Origin of the sequence: Stenotrophomonas sp. PA-6-5C, from assembly GCF_021605635.1 — a bacterium.
GTDB lineage: Bacteria > Pseudomonadota > Gammaproteobacteria > Xanthomonadales > Xanthomonadaceae > Stenotrophomonas > Stenotrophomonas lactitubi.
Genome location: NZ_WKEE01000001.1, coordinates 18,817 through 36,183, shown reverse-complemented (window position 1 = coordinate 36,183; position 17,367 = coordinate 18,817). Strand labels below are relative to the sequence as shown.

Here is a 17,367-nt window from a genome sequence, read left to right as displayed (position 1 = left end):
CTCAGAAGCCCAGCTCGATGCCAGCGTGCACGTAGCGGCCGGTTTCCGGATACGGATACAGCGCGCCGGTCTCATCCAGCCGCTTGTTGGCCAGGTTGTCCACGCCCGCAAGCACGCTCACCGTGTCGGTGATGCGCCAGCGCGCATCCAGCGACCACAGCCAGTAGCCGCGCAGGGTGGTCTGCGCAGTTCCGGCAGCCTGCTGCTGTGGGCCGATGTATTCCCCACGCACGGCCGCCTGCAACGGGCCGCGCTGCCAGTTCAGGGCGGTGGCGCCGCTGCGGCGGGGCCGCTCCAGCAGCCACCGGTCAGTCTGGCGGTCGCGCGGGTCCAGCCAGCTCCAGTTCGCTTCGGCGTTCAGGTGCTCACTGATCGGCGCCGTAGCTGCCAGCTCGATGCCACGGATCCGCGCACGCGCCACATTGGTGTAGTTGCGCAGCTCGCGGCCACGCACGCCGCAGGCGCGCACGCAGGTGGTCTGGATCAGATCCTTGAGGTCGTTCTGGAACGCGGTGGCCTGCAGCGACCAGCGGTCACGCTGCCACGCCGCCGACAGTTCGGCGCTGCTGTTCTGTTCCGGCTTCAGCTGTGGATTGCCGACAATGGTGAAGCGCCCACCACCGCCCACCGCCGAGTACTCGGGCGACAGCTGTTTCAGGCTGGGCGCCTTGAATCCGCTGCCGATACCTCCCTTGATCGTGAATGCCTCATTGGCATGCCACACCGCGTACGCGCGCGGGCTGTGGTGCCAGCCGAATTCGGGATGGCGATCGCTGCGGTTGCCAACGACCAGCGACAGGCTGTCGTTGAGCTGGATCTCGTCCTGTACGAACACAGCGGTCTGGTCGGCCTGCAGATGGCCACTGCGCGCGCCCGAGGCGTCGTCCAGTTCCTGGCGCCGCCATTCGCCACCCACGCTGACGCGGTGGTGTGTGCCGAGGGAGACGGTTGCACGTGCATCGACAATCTGGTCGGTCAGCTGCTGCGGGCGCGTCGCCTCGCCGCGATCGCGGCGGTTGTTCCGGTCCAGCTCTGCACGATAGGCGCTGACCCGGGTCTGGCCCCACGCCCAGTCGCCCTGGTGCGACAGTGTCGTCTGCCGACGCTGGATGTCATCCACGGTTTCATACACGTACGGTGCGGTGCCGGCCTGCAGCGCATGGCGGCGGCGTTGTTCGCTGCCCTGCAGGTGCGACAGATCAATGCGCTGGCGCGTGTCCGGTGTCCACGTGAGCACCGCGCGGCCGGTGTTGGCACGGCGGGCTTCCTGCTCGTCCAAGCGCTCGTCGGTGGAGTCGCGTGTGGCGTCCTTCTGCCGGTGCTCGGCGAACACACTCAGGCCCAGCACGCCGGGTACCAGTGCGCCGCCTGCGTAGAGGCCAGCCTGGGTGCTGTTGCCGCCGCGATCGCCAGCCACCACGCCGCCGTTGTAGATCAGGTTGCCCTGCCAGTCATCGGTGGCGCGACGGCTGATCACATTGACCACGCCGCCCAGCGCCTCCGATCCGTACAGCGACGACATCGGCCCGCGCACCACTTCGATGCGTTCGATCGCCGCGGCCGGCAGCCAGCCCAGGTCGAAATCGGAATGGGCAATCGCGTCGGCCGAGGCACTCACGCGCTGGCCATCCAGCAGCACCAGGGTGTAGCCCGGGTCCATGCCGCGGATGCGGATGCCGCGTCGGCCGAAGCCGACCCCGGCCACGGTCACGCCCGGGCTGCCACGCAGGGCATCGGCCAGGTCCAGCACCGGCCGCAGCTGGATCTGCTCGCGGGTGATCACGCTGATCGAGGCCGGCGCATCGCTGGCCAGGCGGTCGGTGGCGGTGGCCGTCACCACCACCGGGTCCAGTTGCGAGGGTGCCGCAGCGGCCACGGCCAGCGGCGGCGCCAAGGCGAGAAGCACGGCGCAGGACAGGCGGCCGGCATCGGGGAATCGAATCATGGGAAGGGGGGGCTTCAATGGTGACGATATAACATAACATTACTTTCACGTGGCCTTCATAGGCCGAAGGTCCTGCCTGCCGTCATGGCCGGGGGTGCAGGATCGGCGGTTGCCGCCTACACTCCCGGTCCGGACCGTCGCCATCACGCCCATCATTCCCCGGTCCGGCCTTGGCACTTATGTCTCCCAATGCCCTGGCGCTGATCGAGCTGTTGATCCGCGAGCGCCGTGCGTTGTCTCGCTTCATTGCCCGCTACCTCGACCCGGCCAGTACCGAGGACACCCTGCAGGACCTCTATCTGAAGGCCAGCAGCGTGCCCGGCGACCCGCCGATCCTGGAACCGCGCGGGTATCTGTACCGCATGGCCTACCACCACGCGCTCAACCGCAGCCAGGCCGACGCGCGCGAAAGGCGGGCGATGGCGGAGTACGCCAGCGACCTGGCCGATGCCCGCAATGATGGCGAGGCGCAGGTGCTGGATCAGGCCCAGCTGCGCGAGATCAGCCAGACCATCCTGGCGCTGCCGCCACAGGTGCGCGAGTGCTTCGTGCTCAACCGTTACCTGGGCCTGAGCGAGCGCGAGATCGCCGTGCGCCTGGGTATTTCCAAGAGCGTGGTGGGCAAGTACGTGCTGCGCGCGGCCCTGCTCATCCAGCCGCACCAGCGGGGAAGCCGCGCATGACCCGCATGTGCCGTGGGCAGAGGCCGCTTGCCGTTGTCTCAACTGTAAGGCGCACCCGTTGGTGGTGCCGCAGGCCACAATCATGACTACGTCCATACCCTCGCCGCGTCAGGCCAGGCAGGCGTTGCGCTGGGTGATACGGTGCAATGCGGGCCGGTTGCCGGAGCGCCAGCAACACGCCCTGCAACGCTGGCTGCAAGCCGATCCCAGGCATGCCGATGCCTGGCGCCAGCAGCAGGCTTTCTGGCAAAGCCTGGATGCCGCCGGCCCGGATGTCCTGGCTGCGCTCCCGGAACTGACCGCCGAACCCGCGTTGCGGCCGCTGCAGCCGCGTCGTCGACTGCCTTGGCTGCTGGCCAGTGCGGCGGTGCTGCTGCTTTCGGTGACGGTGGCGCCGCACGCGTGGTTGCTGGTCCGCAGCGATGTGCGCAGCGACAACGCGCCGCGCACGGTGCAACTGCAGGATGGCAGCACTGCCATATTGGATGCAGGCAGCGCGTTGGCACTTGATTTCAGCGCCGGCCAGCGCCGCCTGCAGTTGCTGCGTGGCAGCGCCTGGTTCCAGGTCGCGCACGAAGCACGACCGTTCCGCGTGCAGGCCGGCGGCGGCGAGATCCGTGACATCGGCACGGCATTCAGCGTTGCATTGCAGGATGCCGTGGTGACCACCGAGGTCAGCCAGGGTGAAGTCGAGATCCGGCCGGGTCATGTTGCTGCGCAGCGGCTGCAGGCTGGGCAGGCACGCGCGTTCCGTGATGGCCGCTGGCTGCAGCCGCTGCAGCTGACCGATGTGGAGGCCATCGCACCGTGGCGACGCAGCGAGATCGTCATTGATGATCTGCCTGCACAACAGGCGATTGAGCGTCTTGCCCGCTATCGCCGTGCGCCGGTCTGGGTTCTGCGCGGGCAGGGCGCGCAGGTGGCGGTGAGCGGCTTGTTCCACCTGCAGCAGCCGGATGCGGCGATTGCCGCCGTGGCCCAGCAGGCCGGTCTGCGCAGCCAGCGCCTGCCGGGCGGCGCGTTGTTGTTGTGGTGATGTCGAGGGTAGCGGTTGGGCTCATCCACGCCATGCGTGGATGATCTGCCGGTCAACAAAAAAACCGTGGGCAGATCCGGCCCCACCTTGTCTCTAGTGGTATAGCCAGAGCGAAACCGCGTTTCTTCTCAAGCCAACCGAACCGCGTGCACCCGATGTGCGCACGGTCCCGCCACCTTGAGGAGTCACCGTTCATGCCGTTCCCGGCATCCGCCCGTCATCGCCGCGCCACCGTCCTCGCCCTGGCCATCGCCACGGCACTGGTTCCCTTCGCTTGGGCGCCGACCGCCCGCGCCCACGCCGCTACTGCGTCCGTGCGCATGTATGCCATTCCCGAACAGGCCTTGGCCGACGCAGTGCGCAGCTTCGGCCGCCAGTCGCAGGTGCAGGTGGTGTTCCGCAGCGATCTGGTGGAAGGGCGGCGCTCGCGTGCAGTGCAGGGCCAGTACAGCCCCACCGAAGCACTGGACCAGTTGCTGCAGGGCAGTGGCCTGCGCGCGCAGCAGGAGCCGGGCGGCACCTGGACCCTGCAGGCCGCCGCCGCTGACGGCGGAGTGGTGGTCACCGACACGCTGAAAGTGGGCGGGCGCCTGCAGGCCGACGGCGGCGAAACACGTGATCGTTGGGGATACGACGACGTGTTCGCGCTCGACCTGAGCACGGCCTATTCCGGCCGCGACCGGGTGGAGCGCTATCGCGGTGCCAACCCGGCCGATGTGGTCAAGGACCTGGTCGGTGTGTTCAGCGGCGACGCCCGCAACAGCGGCGCGCTGGACCTCAACATCCGCGGCATCCAGGGGCCGGGACGGGTGCCGGTCAGCATCGACGGTGGCGAGCAGGCGCTGACCGTATGGCGGGGCTACAACGGCGTCAGCAACCGCAACTACATCGATCCCAACCTGATTGGTGGCATCCAGGTCATCAAGGGGCCAGCGTTGGTGCGTGATGTACACAGCGGTATCGGCGGAGCGATGGTCATCAAGACCCTCGACGTCGACGACATCGTGCCGGCCGGTGAGCGCTTCGGCGGGGAGCTGAAGATCGAAGGCAGCAGCAATGCGGTGTCACCGCGCCTGCCACGGCTGCACACCGGCGAGGACTACCGCACGGTGGATGGCTTCCCGCAGCAGTCGCCGAACTCGCCCTATGCTGACCGCACCCTGGTGGTGCCGGTGAAATCGCGCAGCGGTGACAACCCGTTCGATGGCGATGACCAGGCCTGGCGCCTGGCCCTGGGCTGGCGCGGTGAGCGGGTGGACGTGATGGCGGCCTACGCGTGGCGCAAGCGCGGCAACTATTTTTCCGGCAGCAGGGGCAGTGCCTACTACGACCAGGACCCGCGCGAGCAGTACGAATACCAGGGCATCGATTACATCACCACGCTGGCGCGCTACTTCAAGCCGGGTGATGAAGTCCCCAACACCTCCAGCGAACAGGAGTCGTGGCTGCTGAAGGCCACCTGGCAGATCAGCGATGACCAGCAGCTCAAGGCTACCTGGCGGCATACGCTTTCGCACTACGGCGAGATCATGCCCTCGCGCATCCTGTCCGCACCGGATTACGGGCGCATCCAGTGGCCGCTCAGCCGGGTCGATTCCGATGCCTGGAACCTGGAGTACCGCTGGCAGCCGGCCGGCAGCCGTTGGCTCGACCTGCGCGCCAACCTGTGGCGGACCGAAACCAACAGCGATACCTACACCGCCGGTGGCTTCCCCAACTTCGCCTCGGGCAACCCGGACTGGGATTCCAGCCGCAGCCCGATCCTGCGCAACACCTCGCTGGCCAATGCGCGCAACGACCGTACCGGGCTGACCCTGAGCAACCGCTTCGGCCTGCATTCCACGCTTGACCTGACCGTGGGCGGCAACTGGCAGTATGAAAAACTGGGGTCGGGAGACCCGTACTTCGGCGTCAGTGATGGCTGGCGAATGTACCCGCGCGCGGGCCGTCGCCAGGAAGGCGAGGGCTACCTCACGCTGGAGTGGCGGCCGGTCGACTTCCTCACCCTCAATGCCGGCGTGCGCTACAGCCGCTACTGGGCCTTTGATGACTTCCTCGGCGAGCATCCTGAACTGCTGACCCGCGGGGTGGGCGGCAAGCAGGCGAGCTACCGGGTCAACGAGTTGCCGGAGCGCCCAGCCAGCGTGCAGGCGCAGGTGGATTCGCTCGAAGCCGAGCGCGCCTTCTGGGAGAGCATCGGCATGGGCTGGTTCGTCGACGATGCGATCCGTGGCCTGCTGCAGAGTTACCAGACGCCACAGCCGGTGGAGCACACCATCGCCTGGCTGCCCGATGCCGACGGCAACTACTCCCGTGCCACCAATCCGTGCCTCAATGGCGAAGTGGCTGCCATCCCCGGCGCGCTGCCGCTGTTCCCCGGCAGCGACCTGGTCTGCAGCATCCGCAACACAGTGCAGTCGCGGCCGGTGGATGGACGCAATACCCGCCGTCGCGACCATGCCTGGCTGCCCACCTTCTCGGCAACGGTGAACCTGTCGCCGGCCGCGCGCATCTACCTGCGCTACAGCGAGGCGGTGCGCTTCCCCAGCATGTCCGAGAGCACCATTTCCTTCTCCAGCAGCCTCAATCCGCTGTACGCGCTCAAGCCCGAGCACGCCTACAACTACGAGCTGGGCTATGTACACAATCTGTCCGCGCTGTTCGGCGGCACCGCCGATGCCGACGTCAAGTTGGCCTACTACGTGCACAAGACGCGCGATGTGATCGAGCGCGACGCCTACTTCCTGTTCGACAACATCGACAAGCAGACCATCCGTGGCATCGAACTGCAGGCGCGCTTCGACAATCGACGCTTTTTCAGCGACCTGGGTATCGCGCGCACGCTGGAAAACGAGGTGTGCGACGAGAGCAGCGCGGTGCTGCTCGACGCCAACCGCGGGCTGGTGCCGAACTGCGTACAGGACGGTTTCGTGGGTGGCTACCTGCTGACCCAGGCGATTCCCAAGCTGTCGGTGAATCTGTCACTGGGCACGCGCCTGTTCGATGAGCGGCTGGAACTGGGCAGCCGCATCGTGCACTACCGGCGCCACGACAACCCCGACCTGCAGGTCTACCGCGATCGGCTGCTGGCAGGTGGCAGCAGCCTGCTCTGGCAGAACGTGCCGTTCACCTGGGGAAACATCACCACCGTGGATGCCTATGCGCGCTGGCGCTTCAACGACCACGCCAGCGTTGAACTGGTCGGCAGCAATCTCGGCAACCGCTATTACGTCGACCCGGCCACGCGCTCCACGCTGCCGGCGCCGGGGCGCACCGTCAAGCTTGCGCTCACTGCGCGCTTCTGAGTTTCACCGTTGCAAGCGTTGTACCTGTAGTTCCCTCAATCCAAGGAGTTTTCCATGAAAATGATCTCCCGTTCCCTGCTTGCCGTCGCCGCCAGCCTGGCCCTGGCCGGTGCCGCCCACGCTGCCGATATCGTCGGTGCGGCCAGCGCCGTCACCGATCCGCAGTTGAACGTCAACGTCGGCGAATCGCAGGTCAATGGTGGCCCGCACTCGGCTGGCAAGGCCGGTATTGGCGTCGGCACCGTCTCGGGTGGCACGCGTGTGGACTTCCAGGGCTTGAGCGCCTACTCGGCACCCACGGTCATCAACGGCACCACCGTGCGCACCCTCGCCATGCCGATCACCGGTACCCCGGGCAACCACGCCGGCATGGGCCACTTCAACTTCGTCAAGGTCGGTAGCGGCGATGTCTGGTTCGGCGAATGGTCCAAGGATGGTGCGGCTGGCGGCTTCAACAACCGCCAGGTCTACTTCGCCGGTGACCGCGCCGGCACCACGCTGCCGGCAGGCGTGGCCACCTACGCCGTCGCGGGCCTCAACAAGTTCAACGGCAGCAACCTGCTCAGCGGTACCTTCCGCGCTGACTTCGGCACCGGCAGCCTCAACGGCGCGCTGGCCGGCTCGGGCCTGACCGTGGCCGTGGCTGCATCGATCAACAGCGCCAACGCGTCGTTCGCCGGTTCGGCCACGGCCAACGGTACGGTTGCCGGCACCAGCCAGGGCCAGTTCTTCGGTGCCAACGCCGCCACCCTGGCCGGCATCGCCACCTTCGCCGGCAACAGCCAGTACGACACCGCCTTCGGCGGCAGCAAGAACTGATCGCCACGCCCCTGACGGGGCAGGGCAGGGACAAGCCGCGATCCGCCAGTCCCTGCTTCGGCCCGCGATAGTGCTTCAACCGGATCGAACATGCGCCACCTTCTCTTTCTTGTCGTCCTGCTGCTGGCATGGCCGCTCAATGATGCCCGCGCCCAGCAGGATGACCTGCGCCGCGTGCTCGAACAGGGCAGCGAGCTGCGTCATCAGCAACAGGACCAGCAACGCCTGCGCCAGGCCGAGCACGAGCGGCCGACCATCACCCTCGACGGCCAGCAGTACCGCGTGGAGCGCACTGTCGACGACCTCGGCCAGGCGCTCTATCTCTCGCTGCAGCATCAGCAATGGCAGGCGGTGGCCGCCTTCCTGGCGGAGTACGTCGAACTGCCCGGCCACGATCCGCTGCTGCGCCACTACGCGCAGGGCGCGCTGGCGCGGGTGGCTGGACAGCACGGCAAGGCCGCCGCCGAATACGAGGCCGTGCTCGCCGCGCAGCCGGACTTCCTGCCGGCGCGGCTGGAACTGGCACGTGTCTACGCCGAAGACCAGCGCGACCGCGATGCCATCGCCCTGTTCGAGGCGATCGCAGCCGGCATCGATGGCGACGACCCTGCAACGGCGGGTGTGCGTACGCGGGTGGACGGCTACCTGCAGGCCCTGCAGGCGCGCCAGCGCTGGAAGGGTGCGATCGCTGCTGGCCCCGCGTGGAGCGACAACATCAACCGCAGCTCGGCCAGCCGCACTTGCCTGTTCGGTGACGGCACGACCTGCTTCATCGAACGCCGGTTGCCCGATGCACAGGCAGCGTTCGGCCTGGACTACGACGCCAGCCTGGAACGGCGCCTGCCGTTGGCCGGCCACCATGGGCTGTACCTGCGCGGGCTGGCGTTCGGCCAGGCGTGGCGCGGGCACAGCGACTACAACGAGCTCAATGCCAGCGTGCAGGCCGGTTACAGCTGGCGCAGCGCACGGCATACCGCGCTGCTGGCGCCCAGCTACGATTACCAGGGGCTGGGCAACCACGCGCTGCAGGGCGGTGCCGGCGTGCATGGCGAATGGCAGTTCGCCGCCGATGCGCGCAGCCTGCTGAAACTGGAAGCCGACTGGAAACGCCAGCGCTATCGACAGCAGGGGTTGGCCAGCAACTACGACGGTGAACTGGCGGCGATCTATGCCACCTGGTTCCGCGCGCTCAACCCGCGCTGGACGGTGTTTGTCGGGGTCGACCTGAGTGACAGCAGTGCCGCTGATCCGGCCAATGGCTACCGGCAACGCGGCCTGCGCCTGGGCGCAGCACGCCAGTGGAGCGGCACCACGGCCACCGTGTTCGTGTCGCTGCGTGAGCGTGACTACGATGCCTGGAGCCCGTTGCTGGAAGCGCGTCGGCAGGACAGCGAGCAGAACCTGATCGCCATCGTGCGCAGCGAGCGCCTGGCCGTAGCAGGGCTGGTGCCCAGCCTGAGCCTGCGTTACGCGCGCATCGACAGCAACGTGGACTGGTTGTACAGCCACGATCGCAGCCTGCTGAGCCTGAAATGGGAACGGTCGTTCTGACCCGTCGGCCGGGGCGGGAGGGCGGACGGGTCCATTTATCCCCAATTTGGCCAAATTAGGTATAGTGGCCTCATATCCTTCCGCTGGAGCCATGCCATGACCCTCCCGCTCGACCTGCCCGGCCTCGACAAGGCCCCGGCATCCTCGGTCAAGACCCGTGGCTGGCCCAGCCTGATGCGTACCGTGCGCGAGAAGCAGGCGCTGGTCATCACCAACCACAACCACCCCGAAGCGGTGATCGTGGACATCAAGACGTACCAGGAGCTGCTGGCCAGGGCCAGCGGCAGCGACACCGAGGAGCGCAGCGACGTGCTCTCGCGTCTGCGTATCGAGTTCGACCATGCGCTGGCCGGGCTGCAGCAGGGTGAGGGGCTGGGCAAGGTGATGGGCAAGCCGATCCGCCGCGGCCACAAGGTCGCGCTCGGCCGACCGCTCTGACTCATGGGGCGGATCCTGGCGTTGGCCGGCGTCAACGGCGCCGGCAAGAGTTCGCTGCTCGGTACCTGGCTGGAGGCCGACGGCTTGGCTTGGTACAACCCGGACAGCTTCACCCGACGGCTGGTGGAGGCGGGCTGGCCGTTGCCCGAAGCCAACGCTGAAGCATGGCAGGAGGGCGCACGACGGCTGCGCCAGGCGATCGCCGACGGCAGCGATTTTGCTTTTGAAACCACCTTGGGCGGCAACACCATTCCGCGCCTGTTGCGCGAGGCCTGTAACGAGCACGATGTGGCGATCTGGTTCTGCGGGTTGGCCACTGTCGAACTGCATGTTGCCCGCGTGGCCGCCCGGGTTGCCGCCGGTGGCCACGACATTCCGCAGGACAAGATCCGCGCACGCTTCGATTCCGCACGCGAAAACCTGTTGGCATTGATGCCGCACCTGGCCGAACTGCACGTGTATGACAACAGCGCGCCAGCAGATCGCCACGGGCATGCTGCCCCCTTGCCGGTGCTGGCGCTGGATCGCCAGGGCCTGCAGTATCCGGTGTCGGTGGTGGAGCTGCTGCACACCCCGGACTGGGCCAAGCCCATCGTCATGCGCGCGATGGACCTGCATGCCGACAGCACGCCGCTTGCCCGCCCGCCTGTGCGATGATCCAACGCTGCAGATTCATTGATCGGGGAACAGGGATGTACGATCGAAAGCACTGGCAGGCCATCGGCCTGCGCGCTCCGGTGGCGGCCATTCAAAGCTGTGCGTGCGTGGCAAGGTGGCCTGCCCACCGGAAGGCCAGCATGCCTGGGTGTGCCGCTGGGGCCTGGGCAAGCTGACCCGCGCCGAGTAATCCACATTATCAGCAGCGCCGGGCCATGCTCGGCGGATGCACGGCATTCACCAAGGAGAACACCATGCACGGACCTGCATTTTCCCGTTCCATCCTGCTGCCTGCCGCAATCACGCTTTGCGCGCTGGTGGGCGCTGACCCGGTATTTGCGGCATCGAACGCATCGCCACCGAGCCTGATACAGGCGTTCAACGCAGCAGAGGCCTCGTTGCGTCGTATCCCCGGCGATGACATCGAAAGAGATTTCCGCCCCGTGTGGACCGCCGTTGCCGACCTGGACGCTGATGGCCGCGCCGAGGTCATCTATCTCTATACATCGACCTTTTCCGGTGGCTCGTTCGCACAGAGCAATGTGGTGGCAGTGATGACGGCATTGGCAGCAGATGATCCTCGGGGCAAGGAAAATCCGAAAAGCCTGTCGGCGGTCGATGCTGAAGATCTCGCCGCGATTCGCGCGTCTGGCTACGGCAATGATGCGGGTAAGCAGATTCCTGGTGCGGTGCACTCCATCAGGGTTGAAGGTGACCGCATCATCGTCGCGTTCAAGATCGTTGCCGGTGCACACACCTGTGATTTCGTGGATCACAAGCACGTCTGTCCGCCGGATGGCGACTACGTCTGGACCCTGCGCTGGACCCCGGGCAAGCTGACCCGCGCCGAGTAATCGAATTACCGGCAGCGCCAGGCAATGCCCGGCGCTGCCTCCCGCACTCAGGCCGGTGTCACCTGTTCCGGCTCGGCCACGTCCGGCAACGGCGGCAGGGTGCGATCCACTGTTACCGGCGCATCGCTCTTCAACAGCGCGGCCGCCTCCTTGTTGCAGCCCACGGCCGGCGGCGAACCACGCAGTGGCAGGCCGGCGGTTTCCTTCACGAAGATCATCGTGATCAGCCCGATCACCGCCGCGCCCATCAGGTAGTAGGCCGGCACCAGCGGATCGCCGGTGCGCTCCACCAGCCAGGCGGTCACCAGCGGCGTGGTGCCACCGAACAGCGACACCGACACGTTGAACGCAATGGACAGCGCGCTGTAGCGCACAGGCGTATAGAACAGTGCCGGCAGCGTGGAGGGCATCGAACTGGTGAAGCACACCAGCGCCAGGCCCAGCAGCATCAGGCCGAGAAAGATCAGCCAGTCGTTGCCGCTGCCCACCAGCAGCAGGCTCGGCACCGCCAGCACCAGCAGCGCGATGCAGGCGCCGATGATCATCGGGCGCCGGCCCAGCTTGTCGCTGAAAAGGCCACCGACGATGTTCAACGGCATCATCACCAGCATCACGATGATGATCAGCAGCAGGCCCTTGCTCTCGGCATACCCCATGGTCACGCTCAGGTAGCTGGGCATGTAGGTCAGCAGCATGTAGTCGGTCACGTTGAACACCAGCACCAGGCCCATGCACACGATCAGCTGGCGACCGTGCACTCGCAGCAGCTCACCCAGGCCCGGACGTTCGTGGTCACGCTTTTCCGCTTCCTCTGCATAGGCACGGAACGCCGGCGTTTCCTCCAGCCGCATGCGCATGTACAGGCCCAGCAGGCCGAGTGGGCCGGCCACCAGGAACGGAATGCGCCAGCCCCAGTCCAGCATCTGTTCGCTGCTCAGCAGCATGTGCAGCGCGGTGACCGTACCGGCGCCGGCGATGTAGCCGCCCAGCGTGCCGAACTCCAGCCAGCTGCCCATCAGGCCGCGGTTGCGGTCGGTGGAGTACTCGGCAATGAAGGTTGCCGCGCCGCCATACTCGCCACCGGTGGAAAAGCCCTGCACCACGCGCGCGAGCAGCAGCAGTACCGGTGCCCAGATGCCGATGCGTTCGTAAGAGGGAATCAGGCCGATGGCGAAGGTGCCCAGCGCCATCATGATCATGGTGAAGGCCAGTACCTTCTGGCGCCCATAGCGGTCGCCCAGGGGCCCGAAGACCATGCCGCCCAGCGGGCGTACCAGGAAGGCCACGGTGAACGTGGCGAACGCAGCGATCACCTGCGCGGTGGGGTTGCTGGAGGGGAAGAACACCTGGCCAATGGTGACGGCGAGATAGCCATACACACCGAAGTCGAACCATTCCATCGCGTTGCCCAGTGCAGCGGCGCCCACGGCGCGCTTGAGCATGGGTTTGTCGACAACGGTGATCTCGTCGACCTTCAGATGGCGGCGGCGTTTGAACCAGCCGAAATGGGCGTGGGCATCGGAGTTGTCCTGCATGGGGACTCCCTTGGAAAAATGGAAATGGAGTGGAATGGGCGGTACGGATGTCCCGAAAGTCGGAAACGGCGATGCTGGCGCAGCAGGCGCAGGGGCATCGAATGGAAGGCCCGGAACGGGGCGAAAGGTGTGTGCGATCAAGCGCCGCGCACGCGACAAGCATTGCCCGCTGCCAGAACGCGGGACGATCGGATGGGTCCGATTACGTGTCAGACCGCGTCAGTGCACGTGTGGTGGTGGCAGGCGCAGGGGACAGGCGGGGCAGGGCCCGCAGGCGTCATCCGCCGGGATCCAGCGCGAGGCGATGGAAAGGCGACGGGGATGCAATGATGGAAAGCGAAGCGCCGGTCGGCAGTGCTTCCCGCATGCCAGCAACAGGTGCTGACGCGCAGTGGGTCGTGTCGATCATGCGTTCATGATAACGGTTACAGTGTGAGCGTGCCGAGAATCGCGCCAGCACGAACGCAGCGTTCCATGTTGCCTGTTCATGCAGATGACCCAAGCACATCGAATGAACATGTTGTGCTCACCTCGCTCACGCCATGCCTTTTACGGTGGTCAAGAACCAACGCAAGGAGTAACGCATGACCCGTCGCATTCCCGAAGGCACCCTGGTTATCGTCGCCGATGGTGGCTCGGCCCGCGTGTTCACCAACGTCGGCAGCGAGCAGAAGCTCACCTTGAAGCAGGAAGGCGAGCTGCGCCTGCAGGACATCAGCGAGCAGGGTGTGTCCGGACAGGGGCCGTCGGGCGCAGTGCCCAAGGACATGTCGATCTCGCAGCTCAACGAAGCGACCTTCGCCAAGCAGGTGGCCGAGCAGCTCAACGAAGATGCGCTCAACAACCGCTACGCGCATCTGGTGCTGATCGCCGATCCCACCACGCTTGGCCGCATCCGTCCGTTGCTTCATAAAGAGACGCAGGCGCGGTTGCTGGTCGATATCGCCAAGGATCTGACCAATGCGCCGCTGGAAGACATCCAGCGCACGCTGCAGGCCTAACCGGCATGCCCTTCATGCGTGATCATGTTGCAGCCGAGCCGGCCCGCGCGGAGGTGGATGCGCAGGCCGGTTGGCTGCTGCTGGAATTCGGCGCGCCGTGGTGCGGCCATTGCCAGGCTGCGCAAGCGGCGCTGCAGGCCTTCGTGGATGCGCATGATCTGCCGCACTGGAAGATCGAAGACGGCAAGGGCAAACCGCTGGGCCGCTCGTTCCAGGTGAAGCTGTGGCCGACGGTGATCCTGTTGCGTGACGGCAGGGAAGTGGCGCGCGTGGTGCGGCCGGTGGATGCGGCTGATCTCGCCACACTGCAGAGCGCGCTGCCGGATTGAGCGGCTCCTGTAGAGCCGAGCCCATCCTCGGCGTGCTCCGTCACCAACCGTAGTGCTCGATCACACCAGAGTCGAGCATGGGCTCGGCTCTACAGGCTTCAATGCAGCGTCACCCGCACATGCTGCTCGCGCAGTTCATGCAGCAACCGCCGGCCATGCTGGCTCAGCGCCATCATCGCAACCGTGATCTTCTGCAGGCTGTAGCCCGGGCGCAGGTGTGCCTGCGGGTCGGCCGGCTCGTTCTCGCCGATCATCATCGCCATGCCCTCGGCGGTGTTCAGGGCGTGCTCGATGCGGAAGAACAGGGATTCCATTTCCGGGGTCAGGATGGGCGGTTCATGCGACATGCGATGGCTCCTTGAGGGGACGTAGCCACCGCAAGGGTGGCGAGCGGTGCGGGGTTGGAACTTCGGCTGAGCTTTGGGAAAAGCCGGAGGGCCATGCGGCCGCCGCGCACCGCCCGCCGTAGTCACGGCAAGCAGCTCCCAAGGCTCATTTCGGGGTTCCACACCCGGCAGCGTGTGTTCGCGCTGCGCGGACATCCTGCACACGCAATGGCGGTCTGTTCCAATAGGCATTGCATCTCGAAGTCTCCATTTACGGGCTGAATTTTTTCAGTAGTGCCCATTCCGACAACCGGTTGCGCTTTCGCATCGAAATTGGCGTGCCAGCCTCGCCAGCATCCATTCAATACCGGCGTCGATCCATCCAATTGGTTGCAGAGTCACGCGTTGAAGGCGGCATCCGCACTGCAGCATGCGACACCGCCACCCCAGTGCTAGGATCTGACCATCACCTGAATCGATCCAAATGCCGATGCCCACGCTGGACCGTCGTCTCCTGATCGCTGTCGCCGCTACGGCGATGTTCGCCTCCGGCCTGGCTGTAGCCGCCCCGGCCAAGACCGCCGCCGACAAGGCCTATGCCTCGGTCGATCCGTTCATCGGTACCGGCGGTGAGGGGCACACGTACCCCGGCGCAACGGTGCCGTTCGGCATGGTCCAGCTCAGCCCCGACACGCGCATCCAGCCGCGAGAGAAGGCCTATGGCTGGGCAGCGGGCTATCGTTATGACGACAGCAGCATCGTCGGCTTCTCGCACACGCATTTTTCCGGCACCGGCCATTCAGACCTGGGCGACATCCTGCTGATGCCGTTCACCGGCAACCCAGGCCTGGAGCGCGGCGACCCCGAGAAGCCCAAGAGTGGTTACGCCTCGCGCTTCCGCCATAACGACGAGAAGGCCGAGCCGGGCTACTACGCGGTCACCTTGGACGACTACAAGGTGCGCGCCGAACTGACCACCAGCGCCCGCGTGGGCGTGCATCGCTACGCATTCCCGAAGGGCACCGAGGCCAAGGTGCTGCTGGACATGCGCACCAGCATGTATGACTACCCAGGGAAGATCCTGTGGTCGCGGGTGCGCGTGCGTGGCGATGGCACCGTCACCGGTTTCCGCGAGACCCGCGGTTGGGCAGCCGGCCGCCAGCTGTACTTCGCGATGCGTTTCTCGCGGCCGCTGGCCAGCCACGAACTGCACAACACCGAGCAGGACATCGTCTACAAGGGCTTTGCGCCCCCGGGCGAGAAGGACCCGAAACAGCGCGCGCAGATCGAGGGGCGGCAGCTGGTGGGCACGTTCGACTTCGGCAAACTGGATGCACCGCTGGTGGTGAAGGTGGCGATCTCGCCGGTCAGCGAGGCCGGTGCCATCGCCAACCTCGATGCCGAAGTGGCCGACTTCGATTTCGACCGCGTGCGCGCGCAGGCAAAGCAGGAGTGGACGCAGGCGTTGTCGGTGCTGGATATCGATGCCCCGGAGCACGCGCGTCGCAGCGCCTACACCGCGCTGTACCACACGCTGCTGGGGCCGACGCTGTTCATGGATGCCGACGGCCAGTACCGCGGCGCCGACAACGCCGTACACCAGGCCAAGGGCTATACGAATTATTCGACGTTCTCGCTGTGGGATACCTACCGTGCCCTGCATCCGTTGTTGACCCTGGTGCAGCCGGAGAAGCGCAACAGCGATTTCGTCAATTCCATGCTGGCCCATCACGAGCACAGCCCTTACGGCATGTTGCCGGTGTGGTCGTTCCACGGCCTGGAAGACTGGTGCATGATCGGTTACCACGCAGTGCCGGTGATCGCAGACGCCTACGTGAAGGGCATCCGTGGTTTCGATGCGGACAAGGCGCTGAAGGCGATGGTGGAGACCGCCAACTACGGTCCTTACGATGGCATCGCGCAGTATCGTGAGCTGGGCTACGTGCCGATCGACGAAGAAGGCGAAGCGGCCAGCAAGACGCTGGAGTACGCCTTCGATGACTGGACCATCGCGCGCATGGCACAGGCGATGGGCAAGGCCGATGTGGCGGCAACCTTCGACAAGCGTGCCGGCAACTGGCGCAATGCCTTCGACAAGGACACCGGCTTCATGCGCGCGCGCAAGCGCGATGGCAGCTTCCGCACCCCGTTCGACCCCAGCGCCAGCGGCTACGGCACCGACTACACCGAGGGCAATGCCTGGCAGTACTCGTGGTACGTGCCGCAGGACGTGGCTGGTCTGGCCGCCGCACATGGTGGCAGCGACAAGCTGCTGGCGCGCCTGGATGAAGTGTTCAATGCCAAGGTCGATCCGGCCATCTTCGAACACATGGAAGACATCACCGGCCTGATCGGCTGGTATGCGCATGGCAACGAGCCCAGCCACCACGTGGCCTACCTGTATTCGCATGCCGGCCAGCCGTGGCGGACGCAGGCACGCCTGAAGCAGATCATGGACACCCAGTACGCCGACCGCCCCGATGGCCTGGCCGGCAATGATGACGTGGGCCAGATGTCGGCGTGGTATGTGTTCACTGCGCTGGGCTTCTACCCGGTGGCGCCGGGCTCGGGCGAGTACATCCTCGGCCGGCCGTTCCTGCCGAAGACCGCAATGCGGTTGCCGAACGGCAAGACCTTCACCATCGTGGCCGAAGGCCTGGACGACAAGCACACCTATGTCGGCAGCGTGACCCTCAACGGCAAGCCGTTGCAGCGCACCTTCCTGCGCCACGATGAGATTCTGGGTGGTGGCGAGCTGCATTTCACCATGCAGGCCGAACCGAACAAGGACTGGCCGGGGCAGGGCGCGCAGGCGCCGTATTCGATGAGCCCGTGACGCAGCGCCCACCAAGGTGGGCGACTACCGATGTGGCGTGATCTGGTAGATG

14 protein-coding genes are annotated in these 17,367 nt (G+C 66.0%); 11 read left to right on the top strand and 3 right to left on the bottom strand.

Annotated elements, in window-relative coordinates; genetic code table 11:
- Window position 1 precedes the first annotated feature (1 nt).
- Entirely contained in the window at window positions 2–1,945 is a 1,944-nt protein-coding gene (locus GIW57_RS00170; RefSeq protein ID WP_236508787.1) for a TonB-dependent receptor, read from the bottom strand.
- 179 nt (window positions 1,946–2,124) lie between these two features.
- On the opposite strand from GIW57_RS00170, the gene GIW57_RS00165 reads away from it, so the two are divergent.
- The 8 genes from GIW57_RS00165 to GIW57_RS00130 all read left to right on the top strand — a co-directional run bounded on the left by GIW57_RS00165 (window position 2,125) and on the right by GIW57_RS00130 (window position 11,288).
- Entirely contained in the window at window positions 2,125–2,628 is a 504-nt protein-coding gene (locus GIW57_RS00165; protein ID WP_236508786.1) for an RNA polymerase sigma factor, read from the top strand.
- 82 nt (window positions 2,629–2,710) lie between these two features.
- Window positions 2,711–3,664, top strand: a complete 954-nt coding sequence (locus tag GIW57_RS00160) for a FecR domain-containing protein (RefSeq protein WP_236508785.1) — start codon at window positions 2,711–2,713, stop codon at window positions 3,662–3,664.
- A gap of 194 nt (window positions 3,665–3,858) precedes the next feature.
- Window positions 3,859–6,969, top strand: coding sequence for a TonB-dependent receptor (locus tag GIW57_RS00155; RefSeq protein ID WP_236508784.1), 3,111 nt, complete (start codon window positions 3,859–3,861; stop codon window positions 6,967–6,969).
- 54 nt (window positions 6,970–7,023) lie between these two features.
- Window positions 7,024–7,788, top strand: coding sequence for a Slam-dependent surface lipoprotein (locus GIW57_RS00150; protein ID WP_236508783.1), 765 nt, complete (start codon window positions 7,024–7,026; stop codon window positions 7,786–7,788).
- A 90-nt stretch (window positions 7,789–7,878) separates the two neighbouring features.
- Window positions 7,879–9,339, top strand: coding sequence for a porin family protein (locus GIW57_RS00145; protein WP_236508782.1), 1,461 nt, complete (start codon window positions 7,879–7,881; stop codon window positions 9,337–9,339).
- Between the two features lie 96 nt (window positions 9,340–9,435).
- The gene (locus GIW57_RS00140; RefSeq protein ID WP_100465552.1) at window positions 9,436–9,777 is read left to right on the top strand and encodes a type II toxin-antitoxin system prevent-host-death family antitoxin; all 342 of its coding nucleotides are present in this window, start codon (window positions 9,436–9,438) and stop codon (window positions 9,775–9,777) included.
- Between the two features lie 3 nt (window positions 9,778–9,780).
- Complete coding sequence (locus tag GIW57_RS00135) at window positions 9,781–10,434, top strand: hypothetical protein (protein WP_236508781.1); 654 nt, start codon at window positions 9,781–9,783, stop codon at window positions 10,432–10,434.
- 254 nt (window positions 10,435–10,688) lie between these two features.
- Window positions 10,689–11,288: a hypothetical protein gene (locus tag GIW57_RS00130; protein WP_236508780.1), complete on the top strand. Its 600-nt coding sequence runs from the start codon at window positions 10,689–10,691 to the stop codon at window positions 11,286–11,288.
- Window positions 11,289–11,335: 47 nt separating this feature from the next.
- Here GIW57_RS00130 and proP read toward each other — a convergent pair whose 3' ends face one another.
- Window positions 11,336–12,823, bottom strand: a complete 1,488-nt coding sequence (gene proP, locus GIW57_RS00125; protein ID WP_100465550.1) for a glycine betaine/L-proline transporter ProP — start codon at window positions 12,821–12,823, stop codon at window positions 11,336–11,338.
- Window positions 12,824–13,407: 584 nt separating this feature from the next.
- On the opposite strand from proP, the gene GIW57_RS00120 reads away from it, so the two are divergent.
- Window positions 13,408–13,824 carry a host attachment family protein gene (locus GIW57_RS00120; RefSeq protein ID WP_089235798.1) on the top strand — a complete coding sequence of 139 codons (417 nt, stop codon included), beginning with the start codon at window positions 13,408–13,410 and terminating at the stop codon, window positions 13,822–13,824.
- A 5-nt stretch (window positions 13,825–13,829) separates the two neighbouring features.
- Window positions 13,830–14,153 (top strand): thioredoxin family protein, encoded by a 324-nt coding sequence (locus tag GIW57_RS00115; protein WP_236508779.1) that lies wholly within the window; start codon window positions 13,830–13,832, stop codon window positions 14,151–14,153.
- 98 nt (window positions 14,154–14,251) lie between these two features.
- On the opposite strand, the gene GIW57_RS00110 is transcribed toward GIW57_RS00115, so the two are convergent.
- Entirely contained in the window at window positions 14,252–14,500 is a 249-nt protein-coding gene (locus GIW57_RS00110) for a hypothetical protein (protein ID WP_025874402.1), read from the bottom strand.
- Between the two features lie 463 nt (window positions 14,501–14,963).
- Between GIW57_RS00110 and GIW57_RS00105 the strand changes: the two genes are divergently transcribed.
- Window positions 14,964–17,315, top strand: a complete 2,352-nt coding sequence (locus GIW57_RS00105) for a GH92 family glycosyl hydrolase (RefSeq protein WP_236508778.1) — start codon at window positions 14,964–14,966, stop codon at window positions 17,313–17,315.
- Window positions 17,316–17,367 lie beyond the last annotated feature (52 nt).

Bases quoted from the DNA above. Each gene is read 5' to 3' on its own strand.
- GIW57_RS00165 (WP_236508786.1), top strand. From the start codon at position 2,125: ATGTCTCCCAATGCCCTGGCGCTGATCGAGCTGTTGATCCGCGAGCGC.
- GIW57_RS00140 (WP_100465552.1), top strand. From the start codon at position 9,436: ATGACCCTCCCGCTCGACCTGCCCGGCCTCGACAAGGCCCCGGCATCC.
- GIW57_RS00145 (WP_236508782.1), top strand. From the start codon at position 7,879: ATGCGCCACCTTCTCTTTCTTGTCGTCCTGCTGCTGGCATGGCCGCTC.
- GIW57_RS00110 (WP_025874402.1), bottom strand. From the start codon at position 14,500: ATGTCGCATGAACCGCCCATCCTGACCCCGGAAATGGAATCCCTGTTC.
- GIW57_RS00170 (WP_236508787.1), bottom strand. From the start codon at position 1,945: ATGATTCGATTCCCCGATGCCGGCCGCCTGTCCTGCGCCGTGCTTCTC.
- proP (WP_100465550.1), bottom strand. From the start codon at position 12,823: ATGCAGGACAACTCCGATGCCCACGCCCATTTCGGCTGGTTCAAACGC.
- GIW57_RS00115 (WP_236508779.1), top strand. From the start codon at position 13,830: ATGCCCTTCATGCGTGATCATGTTGCAGCCGAGCCGGCCCGCGCGGAG.
- GIW57_RS00105 (WP_236508778.1), top strand. From the start codon at position 14,964: ATGCCGATGCCCACGCTGGACCGTCGTCTCCTGATCGCTGTCGCCGCT.
- GIW57_RS00135 (WP_236508781.1), top strand. From the start codon at position 9,781: ATGGGGCGGATCCTGGCGTTGGCCGGCGTCAACGGCGCCGGCAAGAGT.
- GIW57_RS00160 (WP_236508785.1), top strand. From the start codon at position 2,711: ATGACTACGTCCATACCCTCGCCGCGTCAGGCCAGGCAGGCGTTGCGC.
- GIW57_RS00130 (WP_236508780.1), top strand. From the start codon at position 10,689: ATGCACGGACCTGCATTTTCCCGTTCCATCCTGCTGCCTGCCGCAATC.
- GIW57_RS00150 (WP_236508783.1), top strand. From the start codon at position 7,024: ATGAAAATGATCTCCCGTTCCCTGCTTGCCGTCGCCGCCAGCCTGGCC.
- GIW57_RS00120 (WP_089235798.1), top strand. From the start codon at position 13,408: ATGACCCGTCGCATTCCCGAAGGCACCCTGGTTATCGTCGCCGATGGT.
- GIW57_RS00155 (WP_236508784.1), top strand. From the start codon at position 3,859: ATGCCGTTCCCGGCATCCGCCCGTCATCGCCGCGCCACCGTCCTCGCC.